We start from the raw sequence: 21598 nt of genomic DNA on the forward strand, positions 1-21598 counted from the left end.
CGGCTGGGTCCGGACCAATCCCACGCCGCGCCATCCTACGGAGGTATGAACGTGGCACAGGCGGAAATCGGGCTTATCGGTCTCGGTGTGATGGGGTCGAACCTCGCGCTCAACATTGCCGAAAAAGGCAACAAGATCGCGGTTTTCAACCGCACGGTGGCGCGCACGAAGGAATTCTACGAGGAGGCCGGCGACCTCCAAGGCCAGATCGTGCCCTGCGACACGATCGAAGAGTTTGTCGCCGCCATTCGCCCGCCGCGCCCGATCATCATCATGATCCAGGCGGGTGCCGCGGTGGACCAGCAGATGGAACTGCTGCGCCCCTACCTCGAAAAGAACGACATCATGATCGATGCCGGCAACGCGAACTTCCGCGACACGATGCGTCGCTTCGATGCGCTGAAGGATTCGGGCCTCACCTTCATCGGTATGGGTGTTTCCGGCGGTGAAGAGGGCGCGCGCCACGGCCCGTCCATCATGGTCGGCGGCACGGAAGATTCGTGGAAGCGCGTCGAGAAGGTGCTGACCTCGATTGCCGCCAAATACAACGACGATCCCTGCGTCGCCTGGCTCGGCGAAAACGGCGCCGGCCACTTCGTCAAGACCATCCACAACGGCATCGAATATGCCGACATGCAGATGATCGCCGAAATCTACGGCATCCTGCGCGACGGCCTGAAGATGAGCGCGCCCGAGATTGCCGACGTCTTTGCCGAGTGGAACAAGGGCCGCCTCGAATCCTACCTCATCGAGATTTCGGCAAAGGTGCTGGCCGCCAAGGACCCGATCAGCGGCAACCCGATCGTCGACATGATCCTCGACAAGGCCGGCCAGAAGGGCACCGGAAAATGGTCCGCCATCGAGGCGCAGAACATGGGCGTGCCGGCAACCGGCATCGAGGCAGCCGTCGCCGCCCGCTCCATCTCCTCGTTCAAGACCGAGCGTGAAGCCGCCGAAAAAATCCTCGGCCTGCCGGACGTGCCTGCGCTCACCGTCGCCGACAAGGCCGCCTTCCTCAAGGACCTCGAAAGCGCGCTGCTCGCCGGCAAGATCGGCGCCTATGCGCAGGGTTTCGCGGTGATGTCCGCCGCCTCCAAGGAATATAGCTGGAACCTGCCGATGCCGACGATCGCCAAGATCTGGCGCGCCGGCTGCATCATCCGCTCGCAGTTCCTCGACGAAATCACCAGCGCCTTCACCAAGGCACCGGATGCCGCCAACCTGATCGTCACCCCCGCCTTCGCGACGATGGTCAAGGACACCGACGGTGCGCTGCGCCGCGTCGTCTCCGCCGCCGCCCTCCATGGCCAGCCGGCGCCCGCACTCGCTTCCGCGCTTGGCTATTTCGACAGCTACCGCCGCGGCCGCGGCACAGCAAACGTCATCCAGGCCCAGCGCGACTTCTTCGGCGCCCACGGCTTCGACCGCACCGACGGTGCCGACAGTCACCACGGCCCATGGGGCTCCGGCCTCAACGGCTGAGATTTGACGGAAGCATGAGAAAAGGCCCGGTCGAGAGACCGGGCCTTTTTGCGTGACGGGTGTTTTTTGACGGCGTCAGGCGTAGACGCCGCGAAGACGGGGTCCGACTACGAGGCCGGATGCGGCCGCCAAAGTAGATTGGGCCGAGCCCTTGGGCGGCGGCATTCTCGTGCCGATCGCAAAAAGGATGGCGCTCACAATCGAGAAGCCTGCGAAAAGAAGGAACATGCCGGGACCGCCGAAAGCGCCGAGCATGAGGCCGCCGAAGGTCGGGCCAACGAAGTTGCCAACGGTCGAGAAAGAATGGGCGCCGAAATAGCTGCCCCTGTTGTGGTCGTTCGAGATGCCGTCGACCAGCATGTATTCGGATGGCACGACCAGAATTTCTCCTATCGTGAAGATGACCATTGCGATGGCGAGGCCCCAAAGGCCGCTTGACGCGAGGAAGCCCAACTCGCCGACAAGAAAAAGCAGGCAGCCGACAATGCGAGCATTGAGTGCGCCGGCACGTTCGATGAATCGGCGGGCAAATGGGTTTCCAATCAGGACGACCGCGCCGTTGATGGAGACGATATAGGCGAAGATCTCCACGCCGCCCGGAATGCTGCCGGAAAGATAGGGAGCGAGCGTTGCCGACCATTGGCCGTATACGGCGACCAACAGCGTACCGCCACCGACGAAGAAGGCGAGGCGTGGATCGCGGATCGCTGTTTTGATGCTCTGAAGTATCGATATTCTCTGCGAGGAAGCCTGCTCGGCTGCACTGCGGTGCAGCGGCACGTTCAGCAGGTGCAGGGCAAGCGCGAACAGCGCATAGACAATGCCGGCAATAATGAAGAGCGTCGTAGAAGCAGCACCGGCCGCAATGCCGATCAGCGGGCCGACAGCAAAGCCGAAATTGATTGCCATGTAGCGCCAGGAGAAATATTTGAGCCGCATCGGTTCAGGGCAGACGTCGCTCATCAGCGCGCGGGAAATCGGCTCGTTGATCGCAATGGCGACGGCCGCGACGACCTGGGCGATACAGAAGGCGATGACCGTCTCGGCGAGCCCCATGCCAACCAAGGCAAGCGCCATGGAAAGCAGCGTCAGCGTCAGCACGGTCTTGCGTCCCACCTTATCCGACAGCGATCCCGCAAACGGAGCCGCAACCGCCCCGACGAGCGGGCCGATGCCCAGCAGCATGCCGATCATCGCCGGCCCAAGGCCGAAGGCCTGGTGCAATTTTATGGCAAGGAAGGAGAGCGTCATCGCTCTCGCGACGTTCACAAGGCCGGCGCCTGCAACGAGAAACAGCACGTAGTTCAATCTTTGTTTTTCGTCGGGCATCATCGCTCCTCGTCTGCCAGTCGCGAGCGTTTCGATTCAAGCGACGGCTTTGCGGTGCCCAAAAAACGGGCAATCCGCAACAGCAAGAAATGACGATGCGTCAGGCCGCGTCCGTCGGGATCGGATAGCTCAGCGTCTGGAGCTCGGCCGGCGGCTTGCCCTCGATGCGGGCGATCACGGCTTTTGCCAGTTCGCGACCGGCGAGGCGGATGTCTTCGCGCATGGTCACGACCTCGGGCCGCAGCCATTGCAGCAGCATGTGCGATTCCTTGGAGACGAGGTCTATGTCGTGGCCGAGCCTGCGGCCGCTCGCCTCCAGCGCTGCGACGAGCGCGACAGCACCGGAGCCGCTGCCCGACACGATGCCGTCCGGCGCGTCGGGGCCGTCGAGCATCGTCTCCGCCGCCTTGCGGATGTCGACGAGGCTGGTATCGAGGTTCACCTGGCTGAACGGCAGCGCGGTCGCGCCGAAATCGCGAATGCCCTTTTCGAAGCCGGCGCGCATGTGCAGGTAGAAGGTCAGGTACGGCGGGGGTTGCAGCAACACGAGGCGCTTGCGCCCGCGCTCCACGAGTTTTCGCACGGCCTCGTAGGCGAAGCGTTCATTGTCGAAATCGTGGTAGGGGTGGGTCAGCCCCATTTCCGTGCGGCCATGGGTGACGAAGGGAAAGTTGCGCTCCATCATCAGCGCGACGCGCGGGTCCTTCGGCTCGGTGCGCGAGATGATCACGCCGTCCGCGGCCCCCGTCTCCAGCACGTAGCGCACGGGATCCAGCGCATTGCCCTGTGCGCGGTAGGGCGTCACCACGAGATGGTACTGCGTGGTGGCAAGGATTTCCGAGATGCCGATGACCATCGGGCTCGACAGGCCCATGATCTCTTCTTCCAGGCTGAGGATCAGGCTGATGACATTGGTCTTGCCGGTGCGAAGCCGCACGCCGGCGCGGTTCGGCTGGTAGCCGATCTGGCGGGCGACGAGGCGCACGCGCTCCTTCGTCTCGGCGCTGATATCAGGCGCATCCTTGAGCGCGCGCGACACGGTGGTGATGCCGAGGCCGGTCATGAAGGCGATCGTCTTCAGCGTCGGCCGTTCGTTCGGTGGCGGAAGCGCTGTCGCCTGGCCCTCGCTCATCGTCTGTCCATCCCCTGCCTGCCACGCCTGTGCCCCGTGGGCCGGTTATACATTTTTTAACCCGCCCCGCCACTCCTTACCGGGAGTGCCTGTAAAACTGTAACGATACAGGTCTTTTGTCGAGGGGATTTTTTCGACGGGCTGTCGGCAACCCGCGCTTGAGCCCGCGTTGCGCCGCAAAGCGATAATTTATGCGGTTGCGAAATTGCGCTCCTGGTTCGTTACTTTGATTTTAGAATTATATAAATAAAAACAAATATTTGATCTGGCATTGATGCTTTGCGAGGCGGCAGTTTGTGCAGAGCAAAATGATGCTCTTCGGAGTCAAAAATCCCTGCTTCACAAGAAACCTTGTTTTTGTGATCGCTGCCCGGTTGCGCGATTAAATCGATTGGGTTACGTTTTTACTGCAACGTTTCAGTGAGGGAGGAGACTCATGAAAATCCGTTCTTTGGCTGCCATGCTGGCAGCAACCGTGATCCTGCCGTTCGCCGCAGCCCATGCGACCGATCTGGAAGTGACCCATTGGTGGACGTCCGGCGGGGAGGCCGCGGCGGTCGCTGAATTCGCCAAGGCCTTCGACGCCACGGGCAACAAATGGGTCGATGGCGCCATCGCCGGCGCCGGCGGCACGGCGCGTCCGATCATGGTGAGCCGCATCACCGGCGGCGACCCGATGGCCGCAACCCAGTTCAACCACGGCCGCCAGGCCGAGGAGCTGGTGGAAGCCGGCCTGATGCGTGACCTGACCGACGTCGCGACGCGCGAGAACTGGAAGGATATCATCAAGCCGGCGGGCCTGCTCGACAGCTGCACGATCGACGGCAAGATCTATTGCGTGCCCGTCAACATCCATTCCTGGCAGTGGCTGTGGCTGTCCAACGGCGCCTTCGAGGCGGCCGGCGTCGCCGTTCCGAAGAACTGGGACGAGTTCGTCGCCGCTGGGCCGGCGCTTGAAAAGGCCGGGATCGTTCCGCTCGCCGTCGGCGGTCAGGCATGGCAGGCGGCTGGCGCCTTCGACGTGCTGATGCTGGCGCTTGGCGGCAAGGACACGTTCTACAAGGTCTACAAGGACAAGGACGCCGAGGTGGCGGCCGGTGCGGATGTGGCCAAGGTCTTCAAGGCGGCCGACGATGCTCGTCGCCTGTCCAAGGGCACGAATGTGCAGGACTGGAACCAGGCGACCAACATGGTCATCACCGGCAAGGCCGGCGGCCAGATCATGGGCGACTGGGCGCAGGGCGAGTTCGCGCTTGCGGGCAAGGTTGCCGGCAAGGATTATTCCTGCCTTCCGGGCCTTGGCGTGAACGAAGTGATCGCGACGGGTGGCGATGCCTTCTATTTCCCGGTCCTTGAGGATGAGGAGAAATCGAAGGCGCAGGAGGTGCTTGCCTCCACGCTCGTCAGCCCGACGGCGCAGGTCGCCTTCAACCTGAAGAAGGGCTCGCTGCCGGTGCGCGGCGACGTCGACCTCGCCGCCGCCAACGACTGCATGAAGAAGGGTCTCGACATCCTTGCCAAGGGCAATGTGGTCGAATGGGTCGACCAGCTGCTTTCGGCTGACAGCCAGAAGCAGAAGGAAGACCTCTTCTCCGAATTCTTCGCCAATGCATCGATGACGCCGGAAGACGCCCAGAAGCGTTTCGCCGACATCATCGCTTCGGCGGATTGACCAGGGTCGCGTGACGCCGGCGCCTGCTGTTGGCAGGCGTCGTTCACCCCTGATCGAAGACCAAGGAGGAGTGACCCATGACGGGCCAGGTACACACCGGTCGACCCCGTAAATTGCTGCGAAATCTCAGTGCCAAGATTGCTTCCATTCCCATGGTGCTCACCGCCATCGTCATCTTTCTCGGCGGCACGGTGTGGACGGTCGTCTATTCGTTCACCAATTCGAAGCTGCTGCCGCGGGCGAATTTCGTCGGCCTCGACCAGTACGAGCGCCTGTGGGATGCGCCGCGCTGGATCATGTCGATCCAGAATCTCGCGATCTATGGCGTCCTGACGCTCATCTTCAGCCTGGTGATGGGCTTTTTGCTCGCCGCGCTGATGGACCAGAAGATCCGCTTCGAAAACACCTTTCGTACGATCTTCCTCTATCCTTTCGCGCTGTCCTTCATCGTCACCGGCCTCGTCTGGCAGTGGATCTTGAACCCGGAATTCGGCGTGCAGTCGGTCGTGCGCTCGCTCGGCTGGGAGACGTTCGCCTTCGATCCGCTCTACAATTCCGATATCGTCATCTATGGCGTGCTGATCGCCGGCCTCTGGCAGGGCACGGGCCTCGTCATGTGCCTGCTGCTCGCGGGCCTTCGCGGCATCGACGAGGACATCTGGAAGGCCTCGCGCGTCGACGGCATCCCGATGTGGAAGACCTATCTCTTCATCATCATCCCGATGATGCGCCCCGTCTTCATCACCACGCTCGTCATCATCGCGAGCGGCATCGTCAAGGTCTACGACCTCGTGGTGGCGCAGACGAGCGGCGGCCCGGGTATCTCGTCGGAAGTGCCGGCAAAATACGTCTACGACTACATGTTCCAGGCGCAGAACCTGGGGCAGGGCTTTGCCGCCTCCACCATGATGCTCGTCACGGTCGCCATCATCATCGTGCCCTGGGCCTATCTCGAATTCGGAGGGCGCAAGCGTGTCTGACAGCGTTGTTCTCAAGGCCGGCCCGGCGCTTGCCGCCGCCACCAAGGCCGGTATCGAACCCTACGGGGCAAAACCCCGCCGCGTGCTCTCGGGCCGCAACATCATGCTGTACGGCACGCTCACCATTGCCGCGCTCTATTATCTGCTGCCGCTCTACGTGATGGTCGTCACCTCGATGAAGGGCATGCCGGAAATCCGCCTCGGCAACATCTTCTCGCCGCCGCTGGAAATCACCTTCGAGCCCTGGGCCAAGGCCTGGGCGAGTGCCTGTACGGGCCTCAACTGCGACGGCCTTTCGCGCGGCTTCTGGAATTCGGTGCGCATCACCATTCCCTCGACGCTGATCTCGATCCTCGTCGCCTCGGTCAACGGCTATGCGCTTGCCAACTGGAAGTTCAAGGGCGCGGATGTCTTCTTCACCATCCTCATCGTCGGCGCATTCATTCCCTATCAGGTGATGATCTACCCGATCGTCATCGTGCTGCGCGAAATGGGCATCTACGGCACGCTGACTGGACTCGTCATCGTGCATACCATCTTCGGCATGCCGATCCTGACGCTGCTCTTCCGCAACTACTTCTCGTCGCTGCCGGAAGAGCTGTTCAAGGCGGCGCGCATCGATGGGGCAGGATTCTGGCAGATCTATTTCCGTATCATGCTGCCCATGTCGCTGCCGATCTTCGTCGTGGCGATGATCCTGCAGATCACCGGCATCTGGAACGACTTCCTGTTCGGCGTCGTGTTCACCCGGCCGGAATATTACCCGATGACCGTGCAGCTCAACAACATCGTCAACTCCGTCCAGGGGGTGAAGGAATACAACGTCAACATGGCCGCAACGCTGCTCACCGGCGCGGTTCCGCTCATCGTTTATTTCGTGTCGGGACGGCTCTTCGTCCGCGGCATCGCCGCCGGCGCAGTCAAGGGTTAAGCCATGCAGAAATCAGTCTCCATCAAGGACCTGTCTTTGAGTTTCGGCGCGGTCAACGTGCTCGAAAACCTCAATCTCGATATCGGCGACGGCGAGTTCCTCGTGCTGCTCGGCTCGTCCGGCTGCGGGAAGTCGACCCTGCTCAACTGCATTGCCGGCCTGCTGGAGCCGACCGGCGGGCAGATCTTCATCAAGAACAAGAACGTCACCTGGGAGGAACCGAAGGACCGCGGTATCGGCATGGTGTTCCAGTCCTACGCGCTCTATCCGCAGATGACGGTGGAGAAGAACCTCTCCTTCGGCCTCCAGGTCGCCAAGATGGCGAAGCCGGAGATCGAGAAGCGCATCGCCCGCGCTGCCGAAATCCTCCAGATCGGCCCGCTCTTGAAGCGTAAACCCTCGGAACTCTCGGGCGGCCAGCGCCAGCGCGTGGCGATCGGCCGGGCGCTGGTGCGCGACGTCGATGTTTTCCTGTTCGACGAGCCGCTCTCCAACCTCGATGCCAAGTTGCGCTCGGAGCTGCGCGTGGAAATCAAGCGGCTGCATCAGTCTCTGAAGAACACGATGATCTACGTCACCCATGACCAGATCGAGGCCCTGACGCTTGCCGACCGCATCGCCATCATGAAGAGCGGCGTCATCCAGCAGCTTGCCGATCCGAACACGATCTACAACGAGCCGCGCAACATGTTCGTCGCCGGCTTCATCGGTTCGCCGTCGATGAATTTTCTGCGCGGCGAGATCGCGGAGCGGGGCGGCAAGCCGGTGTTCCTGGTGAACGGCGTTGACTTCTCGCTCGATGGCTACAAGGCGGCCGAGCGGCTCCAGCCGGGCCGCAAGGTCGTGCTCGGCGTGCGGCCCGAGCATGTGAAGGTCAACGAGGATGCCGCCGGTGCCGAGACCCATCAGGCGACGGTGGACATCGAGGAGCCGATGGGTGCCGACAACCTGCTCTGGCTGAAACATGCCGGCCACACGATGTCGGTCCGCGTTGGCGGGGCGCGGCGTTTTGCGCCGGGCACGGCGGTGACGCTGTCCTTCGACATGGGACTAGCGTCGCTGTTCGATGCGGGGACGGAGGAGCGGATTTAGGGCGTTGCGTTTGAGGCTCCCCCTCTGGCCTGCCGGCCATCTCCCCCGGGGGGAGATAGGCAGGAGGACAGGGCGGTATCCCCGGTGCAACGCTAGAGAGGAGTGGGGCGTTCACCCCATCCAATCTCCCCCCTTGAGGGGGAGATGGCCGGCAGGCCAGAGGGGGGTAGCACCCCAAGGACAGACACTAGAGACACACGATGACCCAAGCATCCGACATCACCGCCATCGACCTCTCCGGCACCTGGCAGCTCGCCAGCACCGACGCCGCACACGCAGCACCGATGCGTGTCCCCGGCGACGTGCACAGCGCGCTTCTGGCCGCCGGCCTGATCCCCGATCCCTATGCCGGCCGCAACGAGCGGGACGTGCAGTGGGTGGCGGAGAAGGGCTGGGCGATCGAGCGCACGTTCGAGGTCGCGCCCGAAATGCTGGAGGGCGGCTGGTATCTCGATATCGGCAGCATCGACACGGTCGCGTCCGTCTACGTCAACGGGGTGCTGGTGCAGGACACCGACAATTGCTTCCGCCGCTACCGGCCAGACGTAACCGACGCGTTGAAAGCCGGCGAGAACAGGCTGAAGGTGGTCATCCATTCGAGTATAACGGCGGGTGCCGCACGGCAGGCGGAACAGCCGTTCTTCATTCCCTGGTCGACCGGCAATTCGCCGATCCCGAACGGCAACATGCTGCGGAAGCCGCAAAGCCATTTCGGCTGGGACTGGAACATCGCGATCGCGCCGCTCGGCATCTACGGCGAGATTTTTTTGCGCAAGCTGGAGGTGGCGCGCATCGAGCATGTCACGACGCGGCAGTTCCACCATGCCGGTGGCGCGGTTGACCTCTACGTGACCGCCACGTTCCATGCCGAGGAGCCGGGCATCCTGCCGGTGCATTTCGCGCTCGGCGAGGAGCGCGTCCGTCTCGATATCGGCATCAGCGCCGGCGAGACGCAGCTCACCCACATGTTCCGTATCGAGAAGCCAGCGCTCTGGTGGCCGGCGGGGCATGGCGAGCAGGCGATCTATGCGGTGCGCGTCGAGACGCCCACTGAGACCGTCGTGCGCCGCGTCGGCCTGCGGCAGGTCGAGCTGATCACCGACAAGGACGAGGCCGGCAGCCGCTTTGCGCTGAAGGTCAACGGCCGCGAAATCTTCTGCCGCGGCGCCAACTGGATTCCCGCCGACGCTCTACCCTCGCGCATCACGCCCGCCGGCGTGCGCGACCTGCTGCAATCGGCCGTCGACGCCAACATGAACATGCTGCGCGTGTGGGGCGGCGGGTTCTATGAGCCGGACTGGTTCTACGATCTTTGCGACGAGATGGGCCTGATGGTCTGGCAGGACTTCATGTTCGCCTGCAACCTCTATCCCTCGACCGTCGATTTCCTCGACAATGTCACGGCCGAGGTGGATTACCAGGTCAAGCGGCTCGCCTCGCATCCCTCCATCGTGCTGTGGTGTGGAGACAACGAGCTCGTCGGTGCGCTCACCTGGTTCGATGTCAGCCGCGAGAACCGCGACCGCTACCTCGTGTCCTACGATCGCCTCAACCGCACCATCGAAGTGGCGATGAAGAAGGCCGCCCCCGGCGCCCTCTGGTGGCCGTCGAGCCCGGCATCGGGCTATCTCGACTTCGGCGACGCCTGGCATGCCGACGGTTCCGGCGACATGCATTACTGGTCCGTCTGGCACGAGAATAAATCGTTCGACAATTACCGCACCGTGCGCCCGCGCTTCTGCTCGGAATTCGGCTTCCAGTCCTACACCTCCATGCCCGTCATGAATACCTTTGCGGAGCCCAAGGACATGAACATCGCCTCGCCGGTGATGGAGAGCCACCAGAAGAATGCCGGCGGCAACGAGCGCATTGCCGGCACCATGTTCCGCTACTTCCGCTTCCCGAAGGATTTCGCGAGCTTCGTCTATCTGAGCCAGATCCAGCAGGGCCTCGCCATCCGCACCGCTGTCGAATACTGGCGCTCGCTGAAACCCCATTGCATGGGCACGCTCTATTGGCAGCTCAACGACACCTGGCCGGTCGCCTCCTGGTCGAGCCTCGATTATGGCGGCAGCTGGAAGGCGATGCACTATATGGTGCGCCGCTTCTTCCAGCCCGTGGCGGTCGCCGCGATCCCGTCCAGGGACGGCGAGACCATCGGCTTTTCCGTCGTCAACGACACCTCGGAGCCGGTGACGGTGACGCTCGATACCTGGCTCCTCTCGCTTTCCGGCGAGCGCCGGCCCTATCGCCGCGCCGAAGGCCAATGCGGACCGGACAAGGCAGAAATGCTGTTCTCCGTCTTCGCCGCCGACCTGCCGGAAGACACGCTGCTCTTCTGGTCCTTCACGGCCTCGAACGGCATGACGGGCGAGGGGCATCACGTCGCGGTCAACTACAAGGCGCTCGACCTCGAAGCCTCCGGCCTGACGCTCGACGTGTCGCCGCGCGACGACGGCCGCTTTGCCGTCACCGCATCGGCGAGCGGCCTTGCATTGCACGTCATGATCGAGGCGGACGTCGCCGGCCGCTGGTCCGACAATGCCTTCGACCTCACGGCGGGCGAACAGAAGACTGTGATCTTCACGCCGGCGACAAGCGGCGCGGTTCCCCAATTCCACTGGCTCGATCTTCATTCCTGCCAGACCCTTCAAGCATAATACGAGGAGACATTCATGCAGACGGTCAGCTTCCAGCTCTACAGCGCCCGCAATTTCCAGCCCTTCGCCGAAGTGTTCCGCATTCTCGGCGATGCCGGCTACAAGGAAGTCGAGGGTTACAGCGCCCTCTATGCCGAGCTCGACGATGCGGCGATCCAGCGGGTGAAGGCCGATCTCGACCGCAACGGCCTCACCATGCCGACGGCCCATTTCAGCCTCGACATGCTGGAGGCTGAGCCCGGTCGCGTGCTGGAGATCTGCCGCACGCTCGGCATCGAGGCGGTCTATTGCCCCTATCTCCTGCCGGAGCACCGCCCGACCGATGCCGCCGGCTGGCGCGCGCTCGGCGAACGCCTGCAGAAGGCCGGTGAACCGATCCGCAAGGCGGGGCTTACCTTCGGCTGGCACAACCACGATTTCGAGTTTTTCGCGCTTGAAGACGGCACCGTGCCGCAGGATCACCTCTTTGCCGGCGGGCCGGACCTCACCTGGGAGGCGGATATCGCCTGGATCATCCGCGGCGGTGCCGATCCCTTCGCCTGGATCCAGAAATACGGCGACCGCATCACCGCCGTGCACGTTAAGGACATCGCGCCGAAGGGCGAGAATGCCGATGAAGACGGCTGGGCGGATGTGGGCCACGGCACCGTTGCCTGGACCGATCTCGCCAAGGCGCTCGCCGGCACGCCGGTAAAACATTTCATCGTCGAGCATGACAATCCGAAGGACATTACCCGGCTTGCCACCCGCTCGATCGCCACCATCAAGGCATTCTGAGGACTGAGCATATGACAAAGGAATACGGAGTCGGCATCATCGGCTGCGGCAACATTTCGGGCGCCTATTTCAAACTGATCCCGACCTTCAGGAACCTGAAGCTCGTCGCCTGCGCCGACATCAACCCGGCCGCATCCCGGGCGCGCTCGGAGGAGTTCGGCGTGGAGGCGCAGGAGATTGACGCGCTTCTCGCCAATCCCGCCGTCGACGTCGTCGTCAACCTGACGGTGCCGGAGGCGCATTATCCGGTGTCGAAGAAGGTGCTCGAAGCCGGCAAACATGTCTATTCGGAAAAGCCCTTCGTGCTGTCGCTCGAACAGGGCGAGGACCTGCGCCGCATCGCCGATGCCAAGGGCCTCAAGGTCGGCTCGGCGCCGGATACCTATCTCGGCGGCTCGCACCAGTTCGTGCGCCATCTCATCGATAGCGGGCGCGTCGGAAAGATCATGTCCGGCACGGCGCATGTGCTCGGGCCGGGCATGGAGAGCTGGCATCCGAACCCGGACTTCTTTTTCGCGCCCGGCGGCGGGCCGATCCTCGACATGGGGCCGTATTACGTCAACAACCTCGTCAACCTCGTCGGGCCGGTGAAGCGCGTCGTGGCGCTCGCCAACAGGGCGCGCGAGGAGCGCATCATCGGCAATGGCCCGCGTCTGGGCGAGGCGTTGCCGGTGGTCGTCGCGACCAACATCCACGCCATCCTGGAATTCGTCAGCGGGGCGCAGATCTCGCTGATGTCGAGCTGGGATGTCTGGGCGCACCGCCATCAGAACATGGAGCTCTACGGCACCGACGGCGCCGTCTTCGTGCCGGACCCGAACTTTTTTGGCGGCACGGTGGAAGTGGCGGGCAATGACCGCGAGCCGAAGGAAGTGGAGGTCTGGGATCACCCGCTGACAGCCCAGAACTACCAGTTCGACTGGGGCACACAGGCCAACTACCGCGGCATCGGTCTTGCCGACATGATGGAAGCGGTAACGACCGGCCGCGACTATCGCTGCTCGCTCGACCGCTCGCTGCACACGATCGACGTGCTAACGGCGATCCTGCGCTCCGCCGACGAGGGCGGGGCGGTGGATATCGTGACGACTTGCACGCAGCCGGAGGCGCTGGGTATCGAAGAGGCGCGGGCGTTGCTGCGGTAGACGGATTTTTTTGTCCGTCCCGCTTGCTCCCGTTGATCTCCCCCCTTGAGGGGGAGATGTCGCGAAGCGACAGAGGGGGGTGGCGACGGCGCGGCATAGTTGGCACCGGCGACTTTTGCCGAAACGTTACCCCCCTCTACCCTGCCGGGCATCTCCCCCTCAAGGGGGGAGATCGATGGGGGCACCGTCTGGGGGAAATGGGGACCTTGCCTCTTGTGAACGCGCCCCGGCCAGGGGTACGACACACATCTCAATTCATGCAAAGGAACGTACCATGGCCTGGCAGCCTGCGGACAACCGCTACGATACGATGACCTACAACCGCGTCGGGCGCTCCGGCCTGAAGCTGCCGGCGATTTCGCTGGGGTTGTGGCACAATTTCGGCGACGACACGCCGCATGACCGCAAGGTCGACATGTGCCGCACGGCCTTCGACCTCGGCATCACCCATTTCGACCTTGCCAACAATTACGGCCCGCCGGCCGGCACGGCGGAAACCGCCTTTGGCGAAATTCTGCGCACCGATTTCGCGCATCTGCGCGACGAGCTGATCATCTCGTCGAAGGCCGGCTACAATATGTGGCCGGGTCCCTATGGCGAGTGGGGCAGCCGCAAGTACCTGATCGCCTCCTGCGACCAGAGCCTGAAGCGCATGGGCCTCGACTATGTCGATATCTTCTATTCGCACCGCTTCGATCCCGATACACCGCTGGAGGAGACCTGCGGCGCGCTCGACCATATCGTGCGCTCCGGGCGCGCGCTTTACGTCGGCATCTCCTCCTACAATTCGCAGCGAACCCGCGAGGCGGCGGCGATCCTGAAGGATCTGGGCACGCCCTGCATCATCCACCAGCCGAGCTATTCCATGCTCAACCGCTGGGTCGAGGACGACGGGCTGGTGGACACGCTGGAAGAACTCGGCATCGGCTCGATCGTCTTCTCGCCCTTGGCGCAGGGCATGCTGACGACGAAATATCTCGGCGGTATTCCGGGCGACAGCCGCGCGGCGTTGAACCACTTCCTCAAGAAGGATTTCATCCGTCCCGAGATCATCGACAATATCCGCAAGCTGAACGAGATCGCCGAACGGCGCGGCCAGACGCTGGCGCAGATGGCACTTGCCTGGGTGCTGCGCGGCGGGCGCATCACCTCGGCGCTGATCGGCGCCAGCCGCTCGTCGCAGATCGTCGATTGCGTCAAGGCGCTGGAAAAGCGGGATTTCACGGCCGAGGAACTGGCCGAGATCGACGTCCATGCCCGGGAGGCGGACGTCAATCTCTGGGCGAGATCGGCCGAACGGGACTGAGCGTGGCCGCCTGATCAGCCGGCCTGCCGGAGCCACAGGGGGAAGGGGTCCGGCAGGTTTGCCCAGCGCGCCGGCTCGAATGTCTCGGTCTCGACGAGACAGGCGTCGAGCCTGCGGCGGAGTGCGGCTTCATCCATCGGGTCGGCGCCGATGAAGACGAGTTCCTGCCGGCGGTCCCCCCAGACCGGATCGCTGGCACGGGTGATACCCTCGCGCGCCGCCTGGTCCTCTGGCCAGTGCTGTTGAGGCACGGCGGCCCACCAGAGGCCGAGGCGGCCGCTGCGCACCAGCGCGCCTGCCTGGCTCATCTCGCCGACATGGTGCGGGCGTGTCGCCAGCCAGAAAAAGCCCTTGGCGCGGATGACGCCGGGCCAGCTTTCATCGAGGAAGGTCTTGAAGCGGGCCGGGTGGAACGGTTTTTTCGCGCGGTAGACGAAGGAGCGGATGCCGTATTCTTCGGTCTCCGGCACATGGTCCTTGAAACCGTGCAGTTCCTTGAACCAGAGCGGATGTTCGCTCGCCTTCTCGAAGTCGAAGCGGCCGGTGCCGAGGATGTCGGCAAGCTCGACGCGGCCGAAATCCGTCTCGATGACGCGGGCCGAAGAATTGAGGCCGCCGACGATCTGGCGGGCGGCGAGCAGGGTGTCGAGTTTCGCCGCCCCGGCCTTGTTGAGCACGACGACGTCGGCGAATTCGATCTGCTCGACCAGCAGTTCCACCAGCGTGCGCGTGTCGCCTTCGCCGGCCGTCTCGCCGCGCTCTGCCAGAAAATCCTGCGAGCCGTAGTCCTTGAGCAGGTTGGCCGCATCGACCACCGTGACCATGGTGTCGAGCCGTGCGACGTCGGACAGGCTTCGGCCGTTCTCGTCGCGGAAATCGAACGTGGTGGCGACGGGCAGCGGCTCGGAAATGCCGCTCGATTCGATCAGCAGGTAGTCGAAGCGGTTCATCTCGGCGAGGCGGCGCACCTCGTTCAGCAGGTCGTCGCGCAGCGTGCAACAGATGCAGCCATTGGTCATTTCGACAAGCTGTTCGCCGGTGCGCGACAGGTCCGCCCCGCCATCGCGGATGAGGGCGGCGTCGATGTTGACCTCGCTCATGTCGTTGACGATGACCGCGACGCGCAGGCCGCTGCGGTTGGTGAGCACATGGTTGAGAAGTGTCGTCTTGCCGGCGCCGAGAAAACCGGAAAGCACGGTGACGGGGAGGCGATTGTCCATGCGGTTTGCCTTTTATGTTATACTATTACATTTGGTGCGCTGAAAAAGGCGGGGTGATCCCGCCGTAGCTCTTCTGGAGAGAAACTGCCGGGCTTGGCAACGCCCGCCAGCCTCTCCTTCGTCATGCTCGGGCTTGACCCGAGCATCCACCGCCGCGTGTGCCGTCTGGATCCTCGGGTCAAGCCCGAGGATGACGTGGAGAGTGCGGCGGGCGTTGCGCTCCAGCTAAAGCCTGGAAACCCGCGGTTTCAGGGCCTGCAAACGCGCTCTCAGCTAGCCTGCCCGAGGCAATCGCGCAGAGACGTGGCGATGCTCCTCATCAGGGTGAAATAGAGGTCCGGGCCGGGTTCCAGCGTTGCGGCTTCCGGGTCGAGCGTGCCGGACTTTGCCGGCGTGCCCTCGATCACCACGTTGACGAGCTTCGGCTCGAACTGCGGCTCGGCGAAGACGCAGGTTGCGCCCAGCGTCTTTACCTTGTCGCGGATCTGCGTCAGGCGCTCGGCGCCGGGCAGGGTTTCCGGGCTGACGGTGATGGAGCCGGCGGCGTGCACGCCGTAGTGATGCTCGAAATACTGGTAGGCGTCGTGGAAGACGATGAAGGGCTTGTCCTTCACCGGCGCCACGGTCTCGGCGACCTCCTTGTCGAGGGCGGCGAGCTTGTCGTTCAGGCTCGCGAGGTTCGCCTTGTAGGCCTCGGCATTGGCCGGGTCCTTTTCGGAAAGCACCTTTGCCGTCTCCGCGGCGATGGCGCGGGCATTGTCCGGGCTCAGCCAGAGATGCATGTCGAATTCGCCATGTTCATGGCCCTCGTGCCCGGCTTCCTCGCCATGGGCATGCGCCTCTTCGGCCTCCTTGCTATGGTCGTGACCTTCCGCGGCGTGCTCGTGGCCTTCCTCGCCCTCGTCCTCATGCGCCTCGAACGGCCCGCCTTCGCGAAAATGCAGCTTTTCGAGGCCCGGTGCGTCCTCCAGCTCGACGACCGTCGCGTTGCCGCCGAGCGCTTCCAGCGGCTTTTCCAGGAAGGCTTCCAGCCCGTGGCCGACCCAGAAGACCACGTCCGCATCCTGCAAGGCCGCCGCGTTGGAGGGTTTTAGCGAATAGGTATGCGGGGAGGCCGCCCCCTCGACGATCAGGTTCGGCTCGCCGACCCCCTGCATGATCGCGGCGACGAGCGAATGGATCGGCTTGATGGACACGACCACATTCGGCACCTCCGCCCGTGCGGCAAGGGGGCCGGCGGCGAGGAGCGCGGTCGAGAGGAAGAGGGCGCGAACGGCCTTTTGCATGGGGATCTCCGTCTTGATTGTGAATGTAATGTTATTACATCAATTGCGTTATGCTATAACGTGTGCCATATCCGGTGGCAACAGGCCTTTGGAAAAAAGTGATGCTGCAGACCCCAACCAAGACCGTCCCGCCGCTCGTCTCGCTTGGCGGCGTCGGCGTGCGCCGCCAGGGCCGCTGGCTCGTGCGCGGCGTTGAATTTTCCATTGCACCCGGCGAGATCGTCACGCTGATCGGCCCCAACGGCTCCGGCAAGTCGACGACCGCCAAGGCGGCGATCGGCGTTTTGAAGGCCGACGAGGGCAGGGTGGAGCGCAAGGCCGGCCTGAAGGTCGGCTACGTGCCGCAGAAACTCGCGATCGACTGGACCATGCCGCTCACCGTCGACCGGCTGATGACGCTGACCTCGCCGCTGAAGGGCGCCGAGATCGACGCAGCGCTTTCCGCCACCGGCATCCGCCATCTTGTGCGCGCCGAGGTGCAGCACCTGTCCGGCGGTGAGTTCCAGCGCGCGCTGCTCGCCCGCGCCATCGCCCGCAAGCCCGACCTGCTGGTTCTCGACGAGCCGGTGCAGGGCGTCGACTTTTCCGGCGAGATCGCCCTCTACGATCTCATCAAGACGATCCGCAACACGACCGGCTGCGGCATCCTGCTGATCTCGCACGACCTGCATGTCGTGATGGCCGAGACGGATACCGTCATCTGCCTGAATGGCCATGTCTGTTGCCGCGGCACGCCGGAGGCCGTCAGCCAGAGCCCGGAATATCTGCGCCTCTTCGGCGCCCGCGCCGGCCAGACGCTCGCCTTCTACAATCACGACCACGACCATACGCACCTGCCGGACGGCCGCGTGCAGCATGCCGACGGCTCTATCACCGACGATTGCCGGCCGGGCGACGGGCATCACACGCAAGTTCTGCCGAGCGGCAAGGCGGGGCCGATGCGCATCGTGCACACGCACGGGCCGAACTGCGGCTGCGGCCACGACCACGGCCCGGCGTCTTCTGGCCAGGCCGGGGAGGCCCGCGATGCTTGACGACTTCTTTGTGCGCGCGCTGGTCGCGGGCGTGGGGCTTGCCATCACCGCCGGGCCGCTCGGCTGTTTCGTCGTCTGGCGGCGCATGGCCTATTTCGGCGATACGATGGCGCACTCGGCGCTGCTCGGCGTTGCGCTGTCGCTGCTCTTGGATTTCAACCTGCTGATCAGCGTCTTCCTCGTCGCCGCGGCGGTGTCGCTGCTGATGCTGCTGTTGCAGAAGCGCGGCACGCTCTCCACCGATGCGCTGCTCGGCATCCTGTCGCATGCCACGCTGGCGATCGGCCTCGTCCTGGTCTCCTTCATGACCTGGGTGCGCATCGACCTCGTCGGCTTCCTGTTCGGCGACATTCTGGCCGTGACGCGCGCCGACGTGGACCTCGTCTGGGGCGGCGGCATCCTCGTCATCTTTGCCATCGTCTGGATGTGGCGCCCGCTGATCGCCTCGACGGTCAACCCGGAACTGGCGGAGGCCGAAGGCCTGCAGCCGGAACGGGCGCGCCTCGCCTTCATGCTGCTGATGGCGCTGGTCATCGCCATCGCCATGAAGATCGTCGGCATCCTGCTGATCACCTCGCTGCTGATCATCCCGGCCGCCACCGCCCGCCGCTTTTCCACCAGCCCGGAAATCATGGCCGTGCTCGCCTCCGTCATCGGCGCGCTTGCGGTCGTCGGCGGGCTGTTCGGCTCCCTGAAATTCGATACGCCCTCCGGTCCCTCGATCGTCGTCGCAGCGCTCGGCCTGTTCGTCCTGAGCCTGCTGACGAAGCCCAGGACGGGCACAACCCAACAGCCGGCCGTGGGCCTGGGAGGTCAGGCATGACCACGCAACACATGACCACACAGCAACTGACGCGCAACCAGGGCCTGGTCTTCGATGTGCTCTCGCATTCCGGCAGCCCGCTCAGCGCCTATTCGATCCTCGACAAGCTGCGCGACAGCGGTTTTCGCGCGCCCTTGCAGGTCTATCGCGCGCTCGACAAGCTGTTGGAATTCGGCCTCGTGCATCGCCTCGAAAGCATCAATGCCTTCGTCGCCTGCGCGCATCCGGAAGATGGCTGCCACGCCCACGGACTTACCGCTTTCACGATCTGCGAGACCTGCGGCAAGGTCGACGAATTCCACGACCATGTGATCGAGGACCGGCTGAAGGGGTTTGCCAAGGACCGCAACTTCAAGACCGGCAAGACGACGATCGAGATCCGCGGCACCTGCGCCGGCTGCGCGTGAGCCTCCGGTTCATTCAGCCTTCACCCGCGTTTCGGCGGCAAGCTTGCGCCAGCGGCCGACATTGACGTTATGCTCCGCCAGCGTGGCCGCAAAAGCATGGCCGCCATTGCCGTCCGGCACGAAATAGAGATCATCCGTCGCTGCGGGATGTGCGGCCGCCTCAAGCGAGGCCTGCCCCGGAAGCGCGATCGGCGTCGGCGGCAGGCCGGGGATCTGGTAGGTGTTGTAGGGCGTCTTCGTTTCGAGGTCGGCCCGGCGGATCGCACGGCCGACGGGCTTTCCGTCGCCGCCGAAGAGGCCATAGATCATCGTCGCGTCGGATTGCAGCCGCATACCCTTGTTGAGGCGGTTGACGAAGACCGCGGCGAATTTCGGCATGTCGGCCGGCAAGCCGGTCTCCCGCTCGATGATCGAGGCGAGGATGACGAGCTGTTCGGAATTTTCGAGCGGCAGGTCCTTCTGCCGACCCGCCCATATCCGGCCGATGAGCTCGGCCTGCGCTGCCTGCATCTGCCGCACGACATCGGCGCGCGTCGCGCCGCGCGCAAGCCCATAGGTGCCGGGCATCAGCGCGCCCTCCGCCGGCAGTTCCGCCGGCAGGTTGCCTTTGAGCCGCGCATCCTGCGCCAGTTGATCGAAGGCCTGTTTCACGGTCAGGCCGGCCGCAATGGAGATGCTTTCAGTCGTTGCCTGGTCTGCGCTGGATTTCTTGAGGTCCTCGATCTCCACCTTTGCCAGCGACGCGAACGCGCAGGAGGGAAACAGCCGGACATGTTCTTCCAGCAGGGCCATGTTGCCGCGTGAACTGACCGCCTGCCAGTGCACCACGGCGTCGCGGCAGGGGTCGACGGCCGCCGGCGCCTCTTCGGCCTCACGACCGAGGATCACCGTTTCGAAGAGCGAGCCCGTGATGTACGGGCGCTGCTTGCCCTTGGTCGCTTCGAAGACGTCCTTGGCCACGGAGCGCAGCACCACTTCGACCTCGCGCCCCGGCGTCACGAGATGGCGGGCAAGCGCGCTGGCATAGGGACTGCTGTCTCCCTCGCCATCGAGCGCGATTTCGCCGGGCGAGGTGGCAAAGCCGATGAGGAGGTTGCTTTGCGTGCTCTCGATCCGGGCGAGGCCCTTGGTCGCGCCGCCCCTCGTCAGGGGGCGTTTCATCTTGCTGAAGAGCGGGTTGTCGCGGCAGGCATCCACGAGCACGAGCTTGAATTTTTTAACGCCGGAAAGGGCATCAACGAGCTTGCCGAGCGCCACGGTCTCATATTCCACGTCGACATCGGATTCGAGCGTCGCATCGACGGGCATGAGAAAGTTCTCGCCGTTCATTTCGATGCCGTGACCGGAATAATAGATGAGGCCGATTTCCGCTTGCGCCGCAGTTGTCGAGAATTCGGAGAGCGCGCGCGACATGGCGGCCCGCCCCGCATTCTCCACCACTGTCACCTCGAAATCCGCCGCTTCCAGCACGCTTCTGAGCGCGGCGACATCATTCGGCGGATTGCGAAGGGCCGATGCGCTGTCGGCATAGGCCGCGTTGCCGATGAGCAGCGCGACCTTGACCGCCGCCTGTGCCGGCGCCAGCAGCAGGACCGCAAGGACGAAAACGACGGCGCGCAGAAGCATGTCCATGCTCCCCTGAAAACCCGGAGGCTACCCTATCATGCTGCACGTCTGACGGTCGGGGAAGGCGGATTATTCAGCCGACCGGCTTCAGCCCCTTCTTGAAGCGCTGCCAGTTGCGTACATAGCTGTCGGCGGAGCGCTTCAGGCCGGCAAGCGCCGCCTCGTCCAGCGTGCGGATCGCCTTGGCGGGCGCGCCGACGATCAGCGAATTGTCCGGAAAGACCTTTCCCTCCGTCACCAGCGCATTGGCGCCGACGAGGCAGTTGTTGCCGATCACCGCGCCGTTGAGCACCGTCGCGCCCATGCCGATCAGCGAATTGTCGCCGATGGTGCAGCCGTGGATGATGGCGCTGTGGCCGATCGTGCAGCCTTCGCCGATCGTCACCGGCTTGCCGGGATCGGTGTGCACGACGACGCCTTCCTGGATGTTCGAGCGCGCGCCCACCGTGATCGGCTCGTTGTCGCCACGCAGCGTCGCGCCGAACCAGATGCCGACATCCTCGCCGAGAACGACCCTGCCGATGACATTGGCATCCGGCGCCACCCAGTAGCGGTCGCCCGCGGGCAGCGTCGGCTGGTCGTCGTCCAGGGCATAGAGCGGCATCGGCATTCTCCTCCAAGATGATTCCCGGCGATACTGCACCCGCCCGGCCGCGCAGGCAAAGGGCCGAGGGTGGTTTTTCCGTCGCGTTTGAA

The 21598-nt window shown here is 63.9% G+C and carries 18 protein-coding genes; 12 read left to right on the forward strand and 6 right to left on the reverse strand.

Features of this window, described 5'->3' with window-relative positions; genetic code table 11:
• Window positions 1-51 precede the first annotated feature (51 nt).
• Window positions 52-1482 carry an NADP-dependent phosphogluconate dehydrogenase gene (gnd, locus tag AC1RWL_RS11720; RefSeq protein WP_493094671.1) on the forward strand — a complete coding sequence of 477 codons (1431 nt, stop codon included), beginning with the start codon at window positions 52-54 and terminating at the stop codon, window positions 1480-1482.
• A gap of 75 nt (window positions 1483-1557) precedes the next feature.
• Here gnd and AC1RWL_RS11725 read toward each other — a convergent pair whose 3' ends face one another.
• Both AC1RWL_RS11725 and AC1RWL_RS11730 read right to left on the reverse strand, forming a co-directional pair.
• Entirely contained in the window at window positions 1558-2814 is a 1257-nt protein-coding gene (locus AC1RWL_RS11725) for an MFS transporter (protein ID WP_493158350.1), read from the reverse strand.
• Between the two features lie 97 nt (window positions 2815-2911).
• On the reverse strand, window positions 2912-3943 hold the full coding sequence (locus AC1RWL_RS11730; protein ID WP_493094669.1) for a LacI family transcriptional regulator: 1032 nt from the start codon (window positions 3941-3943) through the stop codon (window positions 2912-2914).
• A 436-nt stretch (window positions 3944-4379) separates the two neighbouring features.
• Here AC1RWL_RS11730 and AC1RWL_RS11735 point away from each other — a divergent pair, with 436 nt between their 5' ends.
• From AC1RWL_RS11735 to mgrA, 8 genes are all read left to right on the forward strand, one after another.
• Window positions 4380-5615 (forward strand): ABC transporter substrate-binding protein, encoded by a 1236-nt coding sequence (locus AC1RWL_RS11735; protein ID WP_435267038.1) that lies wholly within the window; start codon window positions 4380-4382, stop codon window positions 5613-5615.
• Window positions 5616-5692: 77 nt separating this feature from the next.
• Window positions 5693-6595: a carbohydrate ABC transporter permease gene (locus AC1RWL_RS11740; protein WP_493094668.1), complete on the forward strand. Its 903-nt coding sequence runs from the start codon at window positions 5693-5695 to the stop codon at window positions 6593-6595.
• Between the two features lie 52 nt (window positions 6596-6647).
• Window positions 6648-7526 carry a carbohydrate ABC transporter permease gene (locus tag AC1RWL_RS11745; protein WP_439618990.1) on the forward strand — a complete coding sequence of 293 codons (879 nt, stop codon included), beginning with the start codon at window positions 6648-6650 and terminating at the stop codon, window positions 7524-7526.
• 3 nt (window positions 7527-7529) lie between these two features.
• A complete protein-coding gene (locus AC1RWL_RS11750) occupies window positions 7530-8618 on the forward strand; it encodes an ABC transporter ATP-binding protein (RefSeq protein WP_493094667.1) in 1089 nt (362 codons plus the stop codon).
• A gap of 200 nt (window positions 8619-8818) precedes the next feature.
• The gene (locus AC1RWL_RS11755) at window positions 8819-11278 is read left to right on the forward strand and encodes a beta-mannosidase (RefSeq protein WP_493094666.1); all 2460 of its coding nucleotides are present in this window, start codon (window positions 8819-8821) and stop codon (window positions 11276-11278) included.
• Between the two features lie 15 nt (window positions 11279-11293).
• The gene (locus AC1RWL_RS11760) at window positions 11294-12055 is read left to right on the forward strand and encodes a sugar phosphate isomerase/epimerase family protein (RefSeq protein WP_493094665.1); all 762 of its coding nucleotides are present in this window, start codon (window positions 11294-11296) and stop codon (window positions 12053-12055) included.
• An 11-nt stretch (window positions 12056-12066) separates the two neighbouring features.
• Window positions 12067-13200, forward strand: a complete 1134-nt coding sequence (locus AC1RWL_RS11765; RefSeq protein WP_493094664.1) for a Gfo/Idh/MocA family protein — start codon at window positions 12067-12069, stop codon at window positions 13198-13200.
• A 274-nt stretch (window positions 13201-13474) separates the two neighbouring features.
• Window positions 13475-14506: an L-glyceraldehyde 3-phosphate reductase gene (gene mgrA, locus AC1RWL_RS11770; RefSeq protein WP_439627205.1), complete on the forward strand. Its 1032-nt coding sequence runs from the start codon at window positions 13475-13477 to the stop codon at window positions 14504-14506.
• A gap of 14 nt (window positions 14507-14520) precedes the next feature.
• Here the strand turns inward: mgrA and zigA are convergent, their stop codons facing one another.
• Together zigA and znuA are read right to left on the reverse strand one after the other, a co-directional pair.
• Window positions 14521-15726 carry a zinc metallochaperone GTPase ZigA gene (gene zigA / locus AC1RWL_RS11775; RefSeq protein ID WP_493094663.1) on the reverse strand — a complete coding sequence of 402 codons (1206 nt, stop codon included), beginning with the start codon at window positions 15724-15726 and terminating at the stop codon, window positions 14521-14523.
• A gap of 269 nt (window positions 15727-15995) precedes the next feature.
• Complete coding sequence (gene znuA / locus AC1RWL_RS11780) at window positions 15996-17012, reverse strand: zinc ABC transporter substrate-binding protein ZnuA (protein ID WP_493094662.1); 1017 nt, start codon at window positions 17010-17012, stop codon at window positions 15996-15998.
• Window positions 17013-17113: 101 nt separating this feature from the next.
• On the opposite strand from znuA, the gene AC1RWL_RS11785 reads away from it, so the two are divergent.
• Genes AC1RWL_RS11785 through AC1RWL_RS11795 form a run of 3 tightly spaced genes read left to right on the forward strand, consistent with a single transcriptional unit; the run spans window position 17114 to window position 19276 of the window.
• Window positions 17114-18046: an ATP-binding cassette domain-containing protein gene (locus tag AC1RWL_RS11785; RefSeq protein ID WP_493094661.1), complete on the forward strand. Its 933-nt coding sequence runs from the start codon at window positions 17114-17116 to the stop codon at window positions 18044-18046.
• Window positions 18039-18869, forward strand: coding sequence for a metal ABC transporter permease (locus AC1RWL_RS11790; RefSeq protein WP_493094660.1), 831 nt, complete (start codon window positions 18039-18041; stop codon window positions 18867-18869). The genes AC1RWL_RS11785 and AC1RWL_RS11790 overlap by 8 nt, the downstream gene beginning before the upstream one ends.
• An 11-nt stretch (window positions 18870-18880) precedes the next feature.
• Window positions 18881-19276, forward strand: coding sequence for a Fur family transcriptional regulator (locus AC1RWL_RS11795; RefSeq protein WP_305110887.1), 396 nt, complete (start codon window positions 18881-18883; stop codon window positions 19274-19276).
• 9 nt (window positions 19277-19285) lie between these two features.
• Here AC1RWL_RS11795 and mltG read toward each other — a convergent pair whose 3' ends face one another.
• Together mltG and AC1RWL_RS11805 are read right to left on the reverse strand one after the other, a co-directional pair.
• Window positions 19286-20908, reverse strand: coding sequence for an endolytic transglycosylase MltG (gene mltG / locus AC1RWL_RS11800; RefSeq protein ID WP_493094659.1), 1623 nt, complete (start codon window positions 20906-20908; stop codon window positions 19286-19288).
• Between the two features lie 67 nt (window positions 20909-20975).
• Window positions 20976-21506: a gamma carbonic anhydrase family protein gene (locus AC1RWL_RS11805; protein WP_493094658.1), complete on the reverse strand. Its 531-nt coding sequence runs from the start codon at window positions 21504-21506 to the stop codon at window positions 20976-20978.
• Window positions 21507-21598 lie beyond the last annotated feature (92 nt).

Source organism: Shinella sp. GW821-FHT10F02, from assembly GCF_058809275.1.